Genomic DNA, 15,714 nt, shown 5'->3' with positions numbered 1-15,714 from the left:
GGTCAGCCCTTGGTCAGACCGGCGCGGCGCAGCGCGTCGGCCATGGCGCCCGAGGCCGCCGGGGCGCTGTCGCGGCCCCCGCGGCCGCCGTTGCCTCGGCCACCGTTGTTCTGGCGGCCGTTGCCGCCGCCGCGGCGCTGCTCACCGCCCCTGCCGCCGTTGGCCCGGCGACCGTTGTCGCCCTGTCCGCCGCGGCCGCCGCGCTCACCCCGGCCGCCTCCCTGACCGCCGGAGGCCGGGGCCTCGTCGTCCAGGCGCATGGTCAGCGAGATGCGCTTGCGCGGGATGTCCACGTCCTGGACCTTGACCCTGACGATGTCGCCCGGCTTGACGATCTCGCGCGGGTCCTCCACGAACCTGTGCGAAAGGGCCGACACGTGCACCAGGCCGTCCTGGTGCACACCCACGTCCACGAAGGCGCCGAAGGCGGCCACGTTGGTGACCACGCCCTCCAGGACCATGCCCTGCTCCAGATCGTCCAGCTTCTCCACACCCTCCTTGAAGGTGGCGGTGGTGAAGGCGGGGCGCGGGTCGCGTCCGGGCTTGTCCAGCTCGCTGAGGATGTCGGTGACGGTCGGCAGCCCGAACTTGTCGTCGACGAACTCCTCCGGGCGGACGGCGGACAGCGCCTTGCTGTTGCCGATCAGCGACGGCAGGTCGCTGCCGGTCCGGTCCAGGATGCGCCGGACCACGGGGTAGGCCTCGGGGTGCACCGCGGAGGCGTCCAGCGGGTCGTCGCCGCCCGGCACCCGCAGGAAGCCCGCGCACTGTTCGAAGGCCTTGGGGCCCAGCCGCGGCACCGAACGCAGGGCCTCACGGGTTCGGAAGGGGCCGTTGGCGTCGCGGTGCGAGACGATGTTGCGGGCCAGGGTGGAGGTCACACCCGAGACCCGGGTCAGCAGCGGCACGGAGGCGGTGTTGACGTCCACGCCCACACCGTTCACACAGTCCTCGACCACCGCGTCCAGGGAGCGGGACAGCTTCGCCTCGGCCAGGTCGTGCTGGTACTGGCCCACGCCGATGGACTTGGGGTCGATCTTGACCAGCTCCGCGAGGGGGTCCTGCAGGCGCCGGGCGATGGAGGCGGCCCCGCGCAGGGACACGTCCAGGTCCGGCAGCTCCTCGGTGGCGTAGGCCGACGCCGAGTACACCGACGCGCCCGCCTCCGACACCATCACCTTGGTGAGCCCGAGTTCGGGGTGGCGTTTGATCAGGTCGCCCGCGAGCTTGTCCGTCTCCCGGGAGGCGGTGCCGTTGCCGATGGCGACCAGCTCCACACCGTGCGCGGCGCACAGCTTGGCGAGGCGGTCGATCGACCCGTCCCAGTCGCGGCGCGGGGCGTGCGGGAAAACGGTGTCGGTGGCCACGACCTTGCCGGTCGGGTCGGTGACGGCGACCTTCACCCCGGTCCGCAGACCCGGGTCCAGGCCCAGCGTGGCGCGGCTGCCCGCGGGGGCGGCCAGCAGCAGGTCGCGCAGGTTGGCGGCGAAGACGTTGACACCGTCGTCCTCGGCCTGCTGCCACAGGCGCATCCGCACGTCGATGTCGAGCCGGACCAGGATGCGGGTGCGCCAGGCCCAGCGCACGGTGTCCTGGAGCCAGCGGTCGGCGGGGCGGCCCCGGTCCACGATCCCGAAGTGGGCGGCGATGGCGTTCTCGTAGCTGCTGCGCGGCACGGTGCCGTCGGGGCCCGCCTCGGGGGTCTCCTCCGGCTCCAGGGAGAGGGTGAGGACCTCCTCCTTCTCGCCGCGGTACATGGCCAGGACGCGGTGCGAGGGGAGCGCGGTGAGGGGTTCGGAGAAGTCGAAGTAGTCGGCGAACTTGGCTCCGGACTCCTCCTTGCCCTCGCGGACCGCCGAACCCAGGCGCCCCTTCTTCCACAGGCGTTCGCGCAGGTGACCGGTGAGGTCGGCGTCCTCGGCGAAGCGTTCCACGAGGATCGCGCGGGCGCCGTCCAGGGCGGCCTTGACATCGGCCACGCCCCTGTCGGCGTCGACGTAGGAGGCGGCGAGCGCCTGCGGGTCCTGCTCCGGGTCCCCGAACAGGGCCTCGGCGAGCGGTTCGAGGCCGGCCTCGCGGGCGGTCTGGGCCTTGGTGCGGCGTTTGGGCTTGTAGGGGAGGTAGATGTCCTCCAGGCGGGCCTTGGAGTCGGCCGCGTTGATGCGGGCCTCCAACGCCTCGTCCAACTTGCCCTGGGAACGGATCGACTCCAGGATCGCGCTCCGGCGTTCGGCCAGTTCACGCAGGTAGCGCAGGCGTTCCTCGAGGGCGCGCAGCTGGACGTCGTCCAGCGCCCCGGTCGCCTCCTTGCGGTACCGGGCGATGAAGGGCACGGTCGACCCGGCGTCGAGCATGTCGACGGCGGAGCTGACCTGGTGCGCGCTGACGCCGAGCTCCTCGGCGATGCGCTGGTCGATCGTGGGTGTCACCATGTTTTTTGGGCGTGCAGACCCGGTCCCTCAGAACCGGGAGGAAACGCCCTCCTCCTTCTTCCAGGTGTAGGCATAGCCGTCCGCCCGCTGGAGCAGACGCACGTGCTTGTGGTTGATCCCGGCCCTCCATGACCGGTGGTGATATCAAAGCTCCCCCTGGCCCGCACGAGGACACGCCCGGTGTGAGTGCCCGCACGTTTCCCAGAAGGCACGACGGCGCGGACATTCTCGCGGCGCGCGGGGGCGTTGTCACTCCGGCGCGTCGCCGTCCGCACTCCCAGGTTCCCGTACGGCGGTGCGTGCTCGGGCCCGGGGTGCTCGGGGCGGGTGGGGAAGGGCTGGGCCGGAGCGGGGAGGATCCGCTCAGTTGGTGCCGTCGAGGTAGTCGGGGGCGTAGTACTCGTCGACGGGCACGGGGCCGCGGTAGCCCTGGCACATGCACTGGCGGTAGGTGGAGTTGGCCTGCCCGGTCCAGCGGCCGGGGATGACGACCTGGGTCTGGCAGCGCTTGGTCTCCTGGTCGTGGAAGACCAGGTTGTGGCCGCAACCGCAGATCGGCTGGGGTGTCTGCTGGCCCCGGGAGAGGGCCCTGCGGCCGTTCTGGTGCTGCTGGAGTTCCTGCCTGGCCCGGCGGTTGGCCGTGTGACGGCCGGCCAGGAACCCGCCGATCGCGATCGCCACCCCGATGACCATGGAGAACGGCTCCATGCGGCAACACCCTCCTTTGCTCCGGGTCCGGCCCCACGTCGGCCCCCGTTCATTGTCACCCATGGGACGGCTCTTCGGGGAGGGAGGTTCCCGGCGCTCCGGTACGCGGCACCGGAAGTTTCACAAAGGAACCTCTGCAAAGTTATTTTTGCAAAGAAAGCTTTGTAGTATGGTGCGAGTATGAGCGACGAAGAGGACACGACGGAGCCCGACCCCGGCCCCATGGAGGTCGGCGCCGACGCCCTGCGCGGACTGGCCCACCCCCTGCGCGCCCGGATCCTGGACGAACTCTCCGTCCACGGGCCCGCGACCGCGACCATCCTCGGCAAGCGGCTCGGGGAGAGCAGCGGATCCACCAGCTACCACCTGCGCCAGCTCGCCCGGTACGGGTTCGTCGAGGTCGAACCGGGCCCCGGCCAACGCGACCGCTGGTGGCGGCTCCGCCCCGGCGGCTGGCGCATGCGGGGAACCGAACTCCTGCGCAGCCCCGCCACCCGCGAGGCCGCCGGGATCGTCCTGGACCGCTACTACGGCGGGCGCCGTGAACGGCTCCGTCAGTGGCACGCCCTCAGCGGCGAACGACCCGACGATCCGGAGGTGCGCCGCTGGATCCAGGCGGCACAGGACTCGGTCGCGCACGTGCGGATGAACCCGGAGGAGACCGAGGAGTTCGCCAGGGACCTCCAGGCCTTCGTCCGGGAGCGCTCGCTCCCCTTCCAGGGGCGCACGGCCCGGAGCCACCCCGACACCGAGTCCGTCGAGCTCCAGACCGACCTGTTCCCCAACCTCCTCGGACCGGAGGAGGATCCCGTCGTCCCGGACGCGCCCGCGGACGGCGACGACGGCACCCCCGACGACCAGTAGCCACCTGAACCCCCGCCCTCTTCAGGAGCCCACTGTGCCCACAGCCCCCGCCGGCACCGCCGACGCCGCACTCCCGAACACCCCGCCTCCGGACACCCCGCCCCCCACCGCCGCAACCGCCCCCCGTGACCGGCGCCTCAGCGGCACCTTCCACCGTTTCTGGGGCGCCGGGGTCTTCACCAACCTGGGCGACGGCATGATCCTCGTGGCCCTGCCGCTGATCGCCACCACCCTCACCCAGGACCCCCTCCTGGTCGCCGGACTGACCGCCACCCGTTTCCTGCCCTGGCTGCTGCTGGCTCCCCTGTCCGGGCTGCTCATCGACCGGGTGAACCGGATGCGTGCCATGGCGGTGGCCAACGCGGCCGCGGCCCTGACCATGCTCGCCCTTGCGGGAGCGATGTTCACCGGCCACCTCTCCATCTGGCTGCTGTACGCGGCCATGTTCGTGGTCATCGCCTGCGAGACCGTCTCCGACCCGGCCAGTCGCATCGCCGTTGTCGAACTGGTCCCCGCCCGGTTACTGGACCGGGCCAACAGCCGGCTGGAGGGCGGACGCCTGGTCGCCCAGGACTGCCTGGGCCGCCCGGTCGCCGGTTTCCTGTTCGCCGCCGGTGCCGTCGCACCCCTGCTGGGGATCGCCGGGGCCTACGCGCTGTGCGCCGTGCTGCTGTGCGCCATCCCGCTGGTGTGGCGCAGGCACACCCCGCAGCCGGGCCCCGACGGGGCCGACACGAGCGCCGGGGCCGACGCAAGCGAGGACCAGGAACGGCAGAGCTTCCTCCGCTCGCTCGGTGAGGGGTTCCGGATGGTCTTCACCGACCGCATCCTGCGCGGCAACATGCTCTGCAACGCCGGACTGATGATCGGCATGAACATGACCGCGTCCCTGCTGGGCCTCTACGCCCAGAACGCCCTGGGGGTCCCCATCACCCTCTTCGGACTCTTCCTGCTCTCCAGCGCGGTCGGCGGCGTCCTCGGCTCCCTCGTGGCCGCCCGCCTCCTGCGACGTGTCGGCCGTCGCACGGTCGTGACCAGGGGTTACGCCGGAGCGGGGCTGTGCCTGATCACGGCGGGCCTCGCCACGGAACCCCGCCTCGCCTTCCTCGCCCTGGCCGGGGTCGGTTTCTGCGTGGTCGTGTCCAACGTCGCCGCCGGACTCTACTTCCAGACGGTGGTCCCGAACGCGGTCCGGGGCCGGATCGCCGGGGCCAGCAAGACGATCGGCTGGGGGCTGGCCCCGGTCGGCGCTCTGCTCGGCGGCCTGCTCGGCCGGGTCGACCTGGCCCTGCCCTACCTCGTGGGCGGTGCCGTGATCCTGCTGGCCACCTTCCTGGCCCGGAGGATCATCGCCGAGACCGCACGGCTGGCCGACGAGGCCGCCGCCCGGCTCACCACGGAGGCTGCCGGGCGGTGACCGCCCGCACCGGAAACCGGGGCGGGTCCGGGCGTCAGGCCTCGGCGCGCAGCTTCTTGAGGATGGTCACGTCCTCGGCGTGCGGGCCCTCCGGACCCGGGGTCTCCAGGGTGATGGGGATTCCGGCGGTCACCGGGTGCCGGAACAGCTCCGCGAAGGGCGCGGCGCCGATGTGGCCTTTGCCGATGTTCTCGTGCCGGTCCTTGTTGCTGCCGCACGGAGCTTTGGAGTCGTTGCCGTGGATCAGCCCGAGCCGGTCGGCTCCCACCACCTCGCCGAAGCGGTCCAGGGTCTCGCGCATACCCCCGACGGTGGAGATGTCGTGCCCGGCCGCGAACAGGTGCGCGGTGTCCAGGCACACGCCCACGTTCGGGTGCCAGTTCAGGGCCTCGAAGTAGGGGACGAGGTCGTCGACGGTGGCGCACAGGACCTGCCCCTGACCGGCCATCGGCTCCAACAGCACCGGGGGGACGTCCTCGCCGAGCCTGTCCAGGAGCGGGAGCAGCCGGGAACGGACGCGCTCCAAGCCGGCCTCGCGACCACCGGAGACGGCCGAACCGGTGTGCATGACCACGCCCAGGGCGCCGATCTGCGCGCCGCGGCGCAGGGCGTGCTCCAGGGAGACCAGCGACTTGGCGGCGGTCTCCTCGTTGGGGGTGCCGGGGTTGATCAGGTAGGGGGAGTGCACGAACTTCGGCAGGTCGTTGCGCTCACGCATCATCGCGTCCTGCGCCGGGTCGCCGTCGTTGGTGGCCCACCCGCGGGGGTTGGACACGAACACCTGGACCGTCTCGGCGCCGATCCTCTCCGCGTAGGCCAGTCCCTTGACGGCCATGCCGCCCGCCACGGGTACGTGTGCTCCGACCGGGGTCCGCTCGGCCGGGGGCCGGGGCCGCTGTTGCTCAGTGTTGTTCATAGCCAACCAACTCTAGGCGCGGGGCCGGGGTGGGTCGGGCGTGCCCCACGGGGTGAACGGCCTCCCGCCCGGACGGGGCGCCGCTCAGGCGCGGTCGCGGAGTTCGCTGAGCAGACCGGGCAGCTCCCACAGCACGGTGACGTGTCCGTGGCCGGGCAGCACGCGCAGCTCCGCCCCGGGCACCAGGCCGGCGGTGTGCCGGGAGTGCGCGATGGGGACGACGGTGTCCTGTTCACCGTGCACGACCAGGAACGGCGCCTCGGCGGCCGCCGGGTCGAAGGACCAGGGGCGGCCCTGCACCCATGAGTCCTGTGTGTAGCCGCCCACTCCCTGGGCGAAGGCGTCCTTGGCCGCCGCGGCCAGGTGCGGGACGTGCTGTTCGGCGAACAGTTCCCGGTCGGGCTCGGGCCACTCGGAAGGGCGGTCTCCGAGGTTGCGCTCACCCCACTCCAGGGCGGCCTGTTCGTCGGGCAGACGCATCATGGCCTTCTCGTCCTCGACGTAGTCCTCCCAGGCCGGTTCCCACGAGAAGTCGGTGACCCCGCCCAGTACGGCCGTACCGCGCACCCGTTCGGGCAGCAGCGCGGCGGTGACCACCCCGTAGGGTCCACCGGAGGAGTGCGCCGCCACCAGGAAGCGGCCCAGGCCGAGGGCGTCGGCGAATCCGGCCATGTCCCCGGCCCAGCCGGTGAGGGTGCGTCCGGGCGCGGGGGAGGAGCCTCCGTACCCGGGGCGGTCCGGGGAGATCACCCGTAGCCCCGCTGCCGCGAAGCCCTCGTCCTGGTCCCCCAGGTTCCTCCGACTCATCGGCGCGCCGTGGAAGAACAGGACGGGGGTGCCGTCCGGGTCGCCGATGTCGGTGTAGGCGACCTCGCGTCCGTCGAGGACGACCTTCGTGTCCAGCATGTTCCGCACACCCGCTTTCGTGGTCAGTGTCTGAACGCTAGGCGGCGTCCGGACCGCGGGCAAACGGATCGAAGCGGCGGTTCAGCCCACGGCCGGGATCGGACGGTTCGAGTGGATCCGACGGTGCGGGTCCATCCGGTCCCGGATCCGTGCCAGACGCCGCAGGGTCGCGGGCTCGTACATGGCACCCACCTCGTCCTCGCCCACCGGGCCGAAACTCAGGTTGGCCGAACGGCCCAGAGTGTGCTCGGTGAAGAGCCCCGAGACCCCGGCGCGCAGCTCGGCCATGGCTGCGGTGTCGACGCCCTCGGCACCGGCGAAGGTGAGGGTGCTCAGCGCGTGGACGGCGCCCCGGTGGCCGACCGCGTCGGGGACCCGGGGCGGCCGGGCCATGGCCCCGCCCAGGTGGCGCAGCCAGACCACGCTCATGAAGGGGCGTTCGGCGGCGACCAGCCCCTGGAGCGCGGTCAGGGCCTCGGGCTCCAGGGAGTCCACCAGGATCCCCTCACCGCGGAACCCGGCCCGGTCGTCGTGCTCGTCGAACACGGACCCGGACTCGGCGTAGGGGAGTTCGCGCAGGGTGTCCAGGAGCACCGGGGCGACCGAACGCAGCTGCTCCACCAGGTCGGGCCCCCGCTCCGCAGGGCCGGACCAGACCAGGGAGACCTGGACGACCAGCCGCCCGCGCATGGGTTCGGGGACCTCCTCCATGTCCGGGTAGACCAGTGCCGACACCCCGGAGGTCAGCTCCTCGGGGCTCTCCTGCGCCCACCGCCGCCAGCCGTCCAGGGCCCGCGGGGCGTGGGTCGCGTCCAGGTACAGGCTGCCGCCGTACAGGCGCGCCACCGGGAACAGGTCGAGCTCCACCCCGGTGACCAGACCGAAGGAGCCTCCTCCGCCGCGCAGGGCCCAGAACAGGTCCGGGTCGGTGCCCTCGTCCACCCGCAGATGCTCTCCCCCGGCGGTGACCAGGTCCAGGTTCCGCACGTGGTCGGCGGCGTACCCGTACCGGCGTCCCAGCAGGCTCAGCCCTCCGCCGAGGGTGTACGAGACCGCACCCACCCCGGGTGCGCTGCCCGAGAGCGGGGCGAGCCCGTGCGGCGCGGCGGCGTCGACCACGTTCTGCCAGGTGGCCCCGGCCCCGATGCGGGCCGTACGCTTCTCGGGGTCGACCCGCACCCCCGACAGGCGTCGGGTGTCCACCAGGACACCGCCGCGCATCCCGGTCCCGTGGCCGTGCCCGGTGCGCTGCGCGGCCACGGGCAGATCCAGGTCGGCGGCGACCGCCACCGCGGCGCGCACGTCCTCGGCGGTGGCGGCCTCCACCACCGCGTCGGGTGCGTGCCGCTCCAGCTGCTGCATCCCCGAACGGCCCTTCTCGTGGCCCCTGCTCCCGGGTGCGTGCACCGGCCCGGACACCCTGGCCCGCAGTGCGTTCAGTACCTCGGTCGTCCTCGCGGTTTCAGTGCTTTCACGTCCGGTCTCACTCATGCGGCCACCGTAGGAACCAATGCGGTCACAACACGGCCGCAATGACTGGCAGCATGGGATCCATGGACCGGGAGAGCGCGGGGTCGGCACGGGGCACCCTTCCGCAGCGGCTGCTGCGCCTGCTGTCCCTGCTCCAGGTCCGCCGGGAGTGGAGCGGGGCCGAACTCGCCGAACGGCTCGGGGTCAGCGCCCGCACCCTGCGCCGCGACGTCGAACGCCTGCGCGACCTCGACTACCGGGTGGAGGGCACCCCCGGCGTGGCCGGCGGATACCGGCTGGTGTCCGGACGCGACCTGCCGCCGCTGCTGTTGGACGACGAGGAGGCGGTCGCGATCGCGCTCGCCCTGGCCACCGCCACCGGGGTCGAGGAGAGCGCCCTGCGGGCCCTGGCCAAACTCGAACGGGTTCTGCCCGCGCGGCTGCGGCCCGGCCTGGTGGCGGTGGGCAGGGCGGCGTCCGTCGTCCCCCACCCCGACGCCCCGGGGGTGGACCCGACCGTGCTGGGGGTCCTGGCCGCCTGCCGCCACGAACGGGCGGTCACCGACTTCACCTACCGGGACCGGGCGGGGAACAGCACCGAACGCCGCGTCGAACCCCACCACCTGGTGTCCCACGGCGGGCACTGGTACCTGCTCGCACACGACACCGCCCGCCAGGACTGGCGGACCTTCCGGGTGGACCGGTTGAGCGACCCGCGCCCCACCCACGGCCGGTTCCGCCCGCGCGAGCTGCCCGCGCCCGACCCAGCGACCTTCCTCACCCGGCTGTTCGTCCGGGGGACGTACCGGTACACGGCCACGGTGACCGTGGAACTGCCCGAGGAACAGGTCCGGGAACGGCTGTACGGCCCCCTGCCCGGCCGGGTCGGCCCCCGGGGCCCCGACCGCTGCGAGGTCCGGATCAGCGCGGACTCCCTGGACCTGGTCTGCCAGTACACGGCGGTGGTGCTGTCCCTGGGCGCGGGGTCCGCACTCGACGCCCCCGCCGAGGTCACCGACCGGCTGAGCGGGGCGGCCGCCCTTCTGGACCGGTGAGGAACCGCCGGCACCGGCGTTTTCACGCTCGGGCGGGGAGACCGTTAGTCTCGTGCCCGTGAGCACCTCGACCGCGCAGCCAGTCACCCTGTCCGACGTCACCGCAGCCTTCGAGGAGGTCTATCCGCCGCAGTGGGCGGCCTCCTGGGACGCCGTCGGCCTGGTCTGCGGTGACCCCGCGCAGCCGGTGGGCAGGATCCTGTTCGCGGTCGACCCGGTGGACGCGGTGGTCGACGAGGCCGTGACCTGGGGCGCCGACCTCATCGTCACGCACCACCCGCTGATGCTGCGCGGGGTCACCAGCGTGGCCGCCGACACCCCCAAGGGCCGGATCGTGCACCGCCTGATCCGCTCCGGAGTGGCCCTGTACACCGCGCACACCAACGCCGACACCGCCTCGCCCGGGGTGTCCGACGCCCTGGCCCGCGCGGTCGGGATCACCGGGCGGCTGCGCCCGCTGGAGCCCGACACCACCGACCCGGAGGGACGGCGCGGGATCGGCCGGATCGGTGAGCTCGACCAGCCGCTCGTCCTGCGCGACTTCGCCGAGCAGGTCGCCCGCGGGCTGCCCGCCACCGCGGGCGGTGTCCGTGTGGCCGGCGACCTCGACCGCCTCGTCAGTACCGTCGCGGTCTCCGGGGGAGCGGGCGACTCCCTGCTCGGCGCGGCCCGCGCCGCCGGGGTCGACGCCTACGTCACCTCCGACCTGCGCCACCACCCGGCGTCGGAGTTCGTCGAACGGCCGGGCGGCCCCGCACTGATCGACATCGCCCACTTCGCCGGCGAGTGGCCCTGGCTGGCCGACGGCGCCGACCACCTGAGTGACGCGCTCGGGCGCGCGGGCGGCCAGAATGGGGCTAACGTGGAGTTCCGAGTGTCGACCACCGTGACGGACGCCTGGTCACGGACCTTCCAGCACGTGTAGAGCGTGTGCGGGACCCGCTCCAAGAGATCCACCCAGAAGACCACAACTGCACAGGGCGCGGGCGGCCTCCCCGGCCTCCCAACCGCGATTCCCAGGAGACTCCAAGTGAAAGCCGAACCCGCCGCTCAGGCCAGACTTCTCGACCTCCAGGAGCTCGACTCCCAGCTCCACCGTCTGGACCACCGTCTCCGGAGCCTGCCCGAGATCGCCGAGGCGGCCGAGCTCAAGGAGCGCGCCGACGCCCTCGACGCCGAGCTGATCACCGCGCAGACCAGGGCCTCCGACGTCGCACGCCACCAGCGCAAGGCCGAGAGCGACGTCGACCAGGTGCGCACCCGTGCCGAGCGTGACGCCAAGCGCCTGGAGTCGGGGCAGATCACCAACGCCAAGGACCTGCAGAACCTGCAGTCGGAGATCGAGTCCCTGGGCCGCCGCCAGTCCGAGCTGGAGGAGGTCGTCCTGGAGGTCATGGAGCAGGCCGAGGCGCTCAACGCCGAGGTCAGCCGCCTGGCCGAGGAGCGCGAGGCCGCGGTGGCCAAGTTCACCGAGGTCACCGCCCGCCGGGACACCGCGGCCGCCGAGATCCAGTGGGACCGCACCCGCCTCACCCAGGACCGTCAGCGGGTCGCCGAGGACATCCCCGCCGACCTGCTGGGGCTGTACGACAAGCTGCGCGCCCAGTACGACGGCGTGGCGGCCGCTCCGCTGCGTTACGGCCGCTGCAACGGCTGCAAGCTGGCGCTGAGCACCGTGGAGCTCAACGAGATCCGCGCGACCCCCGCCGACGAGGTCGTGCGCTGCGAGGACTGCCGCCGCATCCTGGTGCGCACCGAGGAGTCGGGGCTGGGCTCCCCCGCCGCCGAATGAGCGGGGGGTGGGGCGGGCCGGACACCGAACCGACCCGTCTTGTCCTGCTCAGGCACGGCCAGACCCCGCTGTCCGTGGAACGCCGCTTCGCCGGACGCGGTGACATCCCCCTCACCGACGAGGGCCACGTCCAGGCCGAGGCGGCCGCCCACCGCCTGGCCGGGTGGGGGATCGAGGCGGTGGTCTCCTCTCCGCTGCTGCGTACCCGGCAGACCGCCGGGTACGCGGCGGACCTGCTGGGCCTCGCGGTGGAGGTGGACGAGGGGTTCGTGGAGACCGATTTCGGGGCCTGGGAGGGACTGACCTTCGGCGAGGCCCGGGAACAGGACCCCGAGCACGTCAGCCGGTGGCTGGCCGACCCCGAAACGGGGCCGCCCGGCGGTGAGAGTTTCGCCGAGGTGTCCCGCCGGGTCGGCGGGGCCCGTGACGCCCTGCTGGAACGCCACCGGGGCCGCCGGGTCCTGGTGGTCAGCCACGTCACCCCGATCAAGGTGGCCGTGCAACAGGCGATGCTCGCCCCGATCGGAGCGCTGTACCGGATGCACCTGGACACCGCGTGCCTGACCGAGGTGGACTGCTACGCGGACGGACCCCAGGTGGTGCGTTCCCTCAACGACACCGCGCATCTGGATCGGCGGACCTCCCGGGGAGCGGTAGGCTAGGGACAGAGGGGGAGTCGGCCAGACGGTCGCGGCCCCGCGCCCAGCGCGGGTTCGAGGAAAGTCCGGACTCCACAGGGCAGGGTGGTCGGTAACACCGACCCGGGGCGACCCGCGGGAAAGTGCCACAGAAAACAGACCGCCACCGCTCGCGGTGGTAAGGGTGAAACGGTGGTGTAAGAGACCACCAGCGGCCGGAGCGATCCGGTCGGCTAGGTAAACCCCACCCGGAGCAAGGTCAAAAAGGGAACCTTCGGGTTCCCGCGCGGATGTTCGAGGGCGGCCCGCCCGAGTCCGCGGGTAGACCGCACCGAGGTCGTCGGCAACGGCGGCCCCAGATGGATGACCGTCCGGTCTTCGGACCGACAGAATCCGGCTTACCGGCCGACTCCCTCCTCTCTACCTCTTCGCGCTCCGGGACCGTCCCTACGAGCGACCCGTCACCTTCTCCGAGGGTGAGGGCCGGTACCCGTCCCCCTCTGTTCACTCGACCCCCGTGGCCCAGGTCCTCTGCTCTGGTGGCAAGATCACGGCGGTTGGGCCTGCGGACACCCTGCCGGAGGGGTTTCGGCGGTCCGCGGATACACGGTTACAGCCTGCCGGTGATGGCTACATCCCCTGCGGCACCGGTAGATTGGGCCTGCGCTCCGTACCCCGGTTGCCTCCCGGAGCGCGAACGCCCGCGGGCCGACGTTTCCGGGGTCGGTGGTCCGGCGGGCATCCGCGTTCACGGGAATGGGTGACTCTTGTTCGACTCCACCGGCTTCTGGGTGGTCCTCTTCGGTCTGCCGATCCTGGCGATCGTGGCGATCATCCTGCTCGCCGCCTACCAGGCCTCAGGTGTTCAGCAGGACGGGCGTGACGACGCGCCCGAGGACGACGGCTGATCCCCCGCCGTGCCCTCCCGGGGGTACGGCACCGGTTCGGGCACGTCCTGGACGCCCTGTACGGGGGAGAACTCCCCGGTCTCGGCGTCCAGCAGGTGCACCTTGGCGGTCTCCAGGTCGTAGTACATCCCGGACAGGGTCAGCTCACCCGACTCCACCCGTTCGCGGACGACCGGGTACCCCATGAGGTTGCCGAGCTGCTCGACCACGTTCGCCTGGGCCAGACGGCGCAGGACCTCCGGGGCCGGAAGGCCCGCCAGCGCTCCGGCGTCCGCCCCGGCCCGCCGCAGGCTCCCCTCGCCGTTGGCCAGCCAGCGGCGCAGGTGCGCCGTCTCCGCCTCCTCCGGGCCCTGGTGGGTCTTCTCCGCCAGGGCCCGCATGGCACCGCAGTGGGAGTGCCCGCAGACCACGATCGAGGGCACCCGCAGGACGTTCACCGCGTACTCCACCGCCGCACCGGCGGAACCGTCGGTGCTGCCGTGCGGCGGCACCAGGTTGCCCACGTTGCGCAGGGTGAACAGGTCGCCCGGCCCGCTCGCGGTGATCAGGTTCGGCACCACCCGTGAGTCCGCGCAGGTGATGAACAGGGCGGTCGGGCTCTGGCCATGTGCGAGGCGGCTCATCACCGAACGCATCCGGTCCGCGGTTCCGGCGTGGTATTCGCGGGCCCCGGCGGTGAGCAGCCCCAGCGGGTTCACCTCCGGTGCGTCCCCCGACTCGCGGCGCATCCCCCACGGTGCCCACCAACGGCCCTTGGGGATGGTCTTGGCGGCCGGTGCGGACCTGGTGGAACTGCGCGCGTACCACTTCTCGTGGACCTCGTCGATGTCGACGCTGCCGCCGGTGCGCTCGTGGTCCACCCGCCAGGCGTGGATGGCCTCGAAGGCGGCGTGGTCCATGAAGTCCACGTGCAGGTCCAGGTCGACCGCGGCGCCCGCGGGGACGGTGCGCAGCACGTGCGCGAGCCGGGGGACGCCCAGGAAGGTCAGCGAACCGTGCACGGTGACGTGCACGCGGTCGGCGCGCTCCTCGGTGACCACGGTGAGCTTGGTCAGCCGGCGCAGGGAGACGACCATCGCCAGCGCGAAGCCGAGGAACACCCCCTCCAGCAGCCCGAGGAGCACCACACCGGCCAGGGTCACCAGGTAGACGCTGGCCTCGTGGTGCCGCCGGAGGTCGCGCAGGTGGGCGACGGACACCATCTGGGTACCGATGAACACCAGGAGCGCGGCCAGGGCCGCCATCGGGATCAGTTCGACCACGTGCGCGAACAGGGCGACGAACAGCAGGATCCAGACGCCGTGCAGCACCGTGGAGAGCGGGCTGTGGCCGCCCGCGCGCACGTTGGCGGTGCTGCGCACGATCACACCGGCGACGGGAAGGCCGCCCAGGGCGCCGCTGACGGTGTTGGCCGCGCCCTGGCCGAACAGTTCGCGGTTGAGCATGACCCGGCGGCCGCTGTGCAGGCGGTCCACCGCGATCGCGGCCAGCAGTGACTCGACGCTGGCGACCATGGCCACGGCGGCCACGGACAGGGCGATACCGTGCCACTGACCGGACTCGGGCAGCATCGGTCCGTTCCAGGCCTCGGAGATCGAGGCGGGCAGGGCGACGGTCTCGACCTCCCAGCGTCCCAGGGTGGCGATGACCGTGGCGGTGCCCACCGCGACCAGGGCGGCCGGGATCATCCCGGGGCGGAGCCGACCGATGGCGGGCAGGCGGTTCCAGCCGAACAGGATCGCGATGGTGATGACCCCGACCGCCACCGCGGCGGTGTGGTTGTGTGCGATCTGCTCCGGCAGGTCCGTGATGTTGGCCAGGGCCGAACTCTGCGGTTCCCCGCCCAGGACCACGTGCAGTTGGGCGAGGGCGATGGTGACGCCGACTCCGGCGAGCATGCCGTGGACGACGGCGGGGGAGACGGCCAGGGCGGCCCGCGCGATGCGGAAGGCGCCCAGGGCAAGCTGGACCAGTCCGGCCAGCAGGGTGATCAGGCAGGTGACCCGCCACCCGTAGGTCATGATCAGGTCGGCGACGATGATGGTCAGACCGGCAGCCGGGCCGCTGACCTGCACCATCGATCCGCCGACCAGTCCGGCGACGATGCCGCCGACGACGGCGGCGATGATCCCGGCTATCAGGGGCGCGCCGGAGGCGACGGCGATCCCCAGGGACAGGGGGACGGCGACCAGGAAGACCACGAGGGAGGCGCCGACGTCGGCGGCGACCCCCTTGCGATCCGTGTGGGTCCCGGGCAGCGGGGAGGAGGCGGCGGCCTCCGGCTGCTCGGGTGGTGCTCCCTGGGCGTCGTTGCGCATGGTTGCTCCGTTCGGGTTGGACCAGGCAGGTGTATGCGTGGGCGCACGGGGACAGCGGTGTCCGGGACGGGGCGCGGCTGGACGCGTGACGACAGCGGAACCGCGAAGGGTGCTTTGTCAATCACCGATTGTAGTCAATGGGGATGACCCTGTGTTACGAACTGTTGTGGTTTCGGTAACCATTTTCCCGGCTTCACACGTTCGCGGGGCAGAACGGGACATAACAAAGCCGAGGCTGCGGGGGTCTCCCGCAGCCTCGGCGGTGTGAAGCGGTGGGTGCCGGGCCCGAA

13 protein-coding genes and 1 other RNA gene are annotated in these 15,714 nt (G+C 72.3%); 8 read left to right on the top strand and 6 right to left on the bottom strand.

Annotated features, from left to right (window positions below):
* Positions 1 to 2: 2 nt before the first annotated feature.
* A complete protein-coding gene (locus tag ACUKCB_RS10745; RefSeq protein WP_473040972.1) occupies positions 3 to 2,429 on the bottom strand; it encodes a Tex family protein in 2,427 nt (808 codons plus the stop codon).
* Positions 2,430 to 2,795: 366 nt separating this feature from the next.
* Positions 2,796 to 3,140 carry a hypothetical protein gene (locus tag ACUKCB_RS10740; protein WP_473040371.1) on the bottom strand — a complete coding sequence of 115 codons (345 nt, stop codon included), beginning with the start codon at positions 3,138 to 3,140 and terminating at the stop codon, positions 2,796 to 2,798.
* A 180-nt stretch (positions 3,141 to 3,320) separates the two neighbouring features.
* Between ACUKCB_RS10740 and ACUKCB_RS10735 the strand changes: the two genes are divergently transcribed.
* Together ACUKCB_RS10735 and ACUKCB_RS10730 are read left to right on the top strand one after the other, a co-directional pair.
* Entirely contained in the window at positions 3,321 to 4,004 is a 684-nt protein-coding gene (locus tag ACUKCB_RS10735; protein WP_473040370.1) for a helix-turn-helix domain-containing protein, read from the top strand.
* A 34-nt stretch (positions 4,005 to 4,038) separates the two neighbouring features.
* Positions 4,039 to 5,421 carry an MFS transporter gene (locus ACUKCB_RS10730; protein ID WP_473040369.1) on the top strand — a complete coding sequence of 461 codons (1,383 nt, stop codon included), beginning with the start codon at positions 4,039 to 4,041 and terminating at the stop codon, positions 5,419 to 5,421.
* 34 nt (positions 5,422 to 5,455) lie between these two features.
* On the opposite strand, the gene ACUKCB_RS10725 is transcribed toward ACUKCB_RS10730, so the two are convergent.
* From ACUKCB_RS10725 to ACUKCB_RS10715, 3 genes are all read right to left on the bottom strand, one after another.
* Positions 5,456 to 6,337, bottom strand: a complete 882-nt coding sequence (locus tag ACUKCB_RS10725; protein ID WP_473040368.1) for a deoxyribonuclease IV — start codon at positions 6,335 to 6,337, stop codon at positions 5,456 to 5,458.
* 84 nt (positions 6,338 to 6,421) lie between these two features.
* Positions 6,422 to 7,243 (bottom strand): alpha/beta fold hydrolase, encoded by an 822-nt coding sequence (locus tag ACUKCB_RS10720; protein ID WP_473040367.1) that lies wholly within the window; start codon positions 7,241 to 7,243, stop codon positions 6,422 to 6,424.
* 81 nt (positions 7,244 to 7,324) lie between these two features.
* A complete protein-coding gene (locus ACUKCB_RS10715) occupies positions 7,325 to 8,734 on the bottom strand; it encodes an FAD-binding oxidoreductase (protein WP_473040366.1) in 1,410 nt (469 codons plus the stop codon).
* 53 nt (positions 8,735 to 8,787) lie between these two features.
* On the opposite strand from ACUKCB_RS10715, the gene ACUKCB_RS10710 reads away from it, so the two are divergent.
* The 6 genes from ACUKCB_RS10710 (at position 8,788) to ACUKCB_RS10685 (ending at position 13,106) form a co-directional block, all read left to right on the top strand.
* The gene (locus tag ACUKCB_RS10710) at positions 8,788 to 9,768 is read left to right on the top strand and encodes a helix-turn-helix transcriptional regulator (RefSeq protein WP_473040971.1); all 981 of its coding nucleotides are present in this window, start codon (positions 8,788 to 8,790) and stop codon (positions 9,766 to 9,768) included.
* A gap of 52 nt (positions 9,769 to 9,820) precedes the next feature.
* Complete coding sequence (locus tag ACUKCB_RS10705; RefSeq protein ID WP_473040365.1) at positions 9,821 to 10,693, top strand: Nif3-like dinuclear metal center hexameric protein; 873 nt, start codon at positions 9,821 to 9,823, stop codon at positions 10,691 to 10,693.
* A gap of 105 nt (positions 10,694 to 10,798) precedes the next feature.
* Positions 10,799 to 11,560 (top strand): zinc ribbon domain-containing protein, encoded by a 762-nt coding sequence (locus ACUKCB_RS10700; protein ID WP_473040364.1) that lies wholly within the window; start codon positions 10,799 to 10,801, stop codon positions 11,558 to 11,560.
* The gene (locus ACUKCB_RS10695; RefSeq protein WP_473040363.1) at positions 11,557 to 12,222 is read left to right on the top strand and encodes a histidine phosphatase family protein; all 666 of its coding nucleotides are present in this window, start codon (positions 11,557 to 11,559) and stop codon (positions 12,220 to 12,222) included. Before ACUKCB_RS10700 ends, ACUKCB_RS10695 begins: the two co-directional genes overlap by 4 nt.
* A gap of 10 nt (positions 12,223 to 12,232) precedes the next feature.
* Positions 12,233 to 12,615: RNase P RNA component class A (gene rnpB / locus ACUKCB_RS10690), an RNA gene on the top strand.
* A 350-nt stretch (positions 12,616 to 12,965) separates the two neighbouring features.
* Positions 12,966 to 13,106, top strand: a complete 141-nt coding sequence (locus ACUKCB_RS10685; RefSeq protein ID WP_191271220.1) for a hypothetical protein — start codon at positions 12,966 to 12,968, stop codon at positions 13,104 to 13,106.
* Here the strand turns inward: ACUKCB_RS10685 and ACUKCB_RS10680 are convergent.
* Positions 13,064 to 15,424, bottom strand: coding sequence for a SulP family inorganic anion transporter (locus tag ACUKCB_RS10680; RefSeq protein WP_473040362.1), 2,361 nt, complete (start codon positions 15,422 to 15,424; stop codon positions 13,064 to 13,066). The two genes, ACUKCB_RS10685 and ACUKCB_RS10680, sit on opposite strands and share 43 nt — an antisense overlap.
* Positions 15,425 to 15,714: the final 290 nt, after the last annotated feature.

The sequence above is a fragment of the Nocardiopsis moroccensis genome (assembly GCF_055763695.1).
The sequence above is the reverse complement of the archived record's forward strand: the minus strand, read 5'-3'. Positions and strand labels throughout refer to the sequence as shown.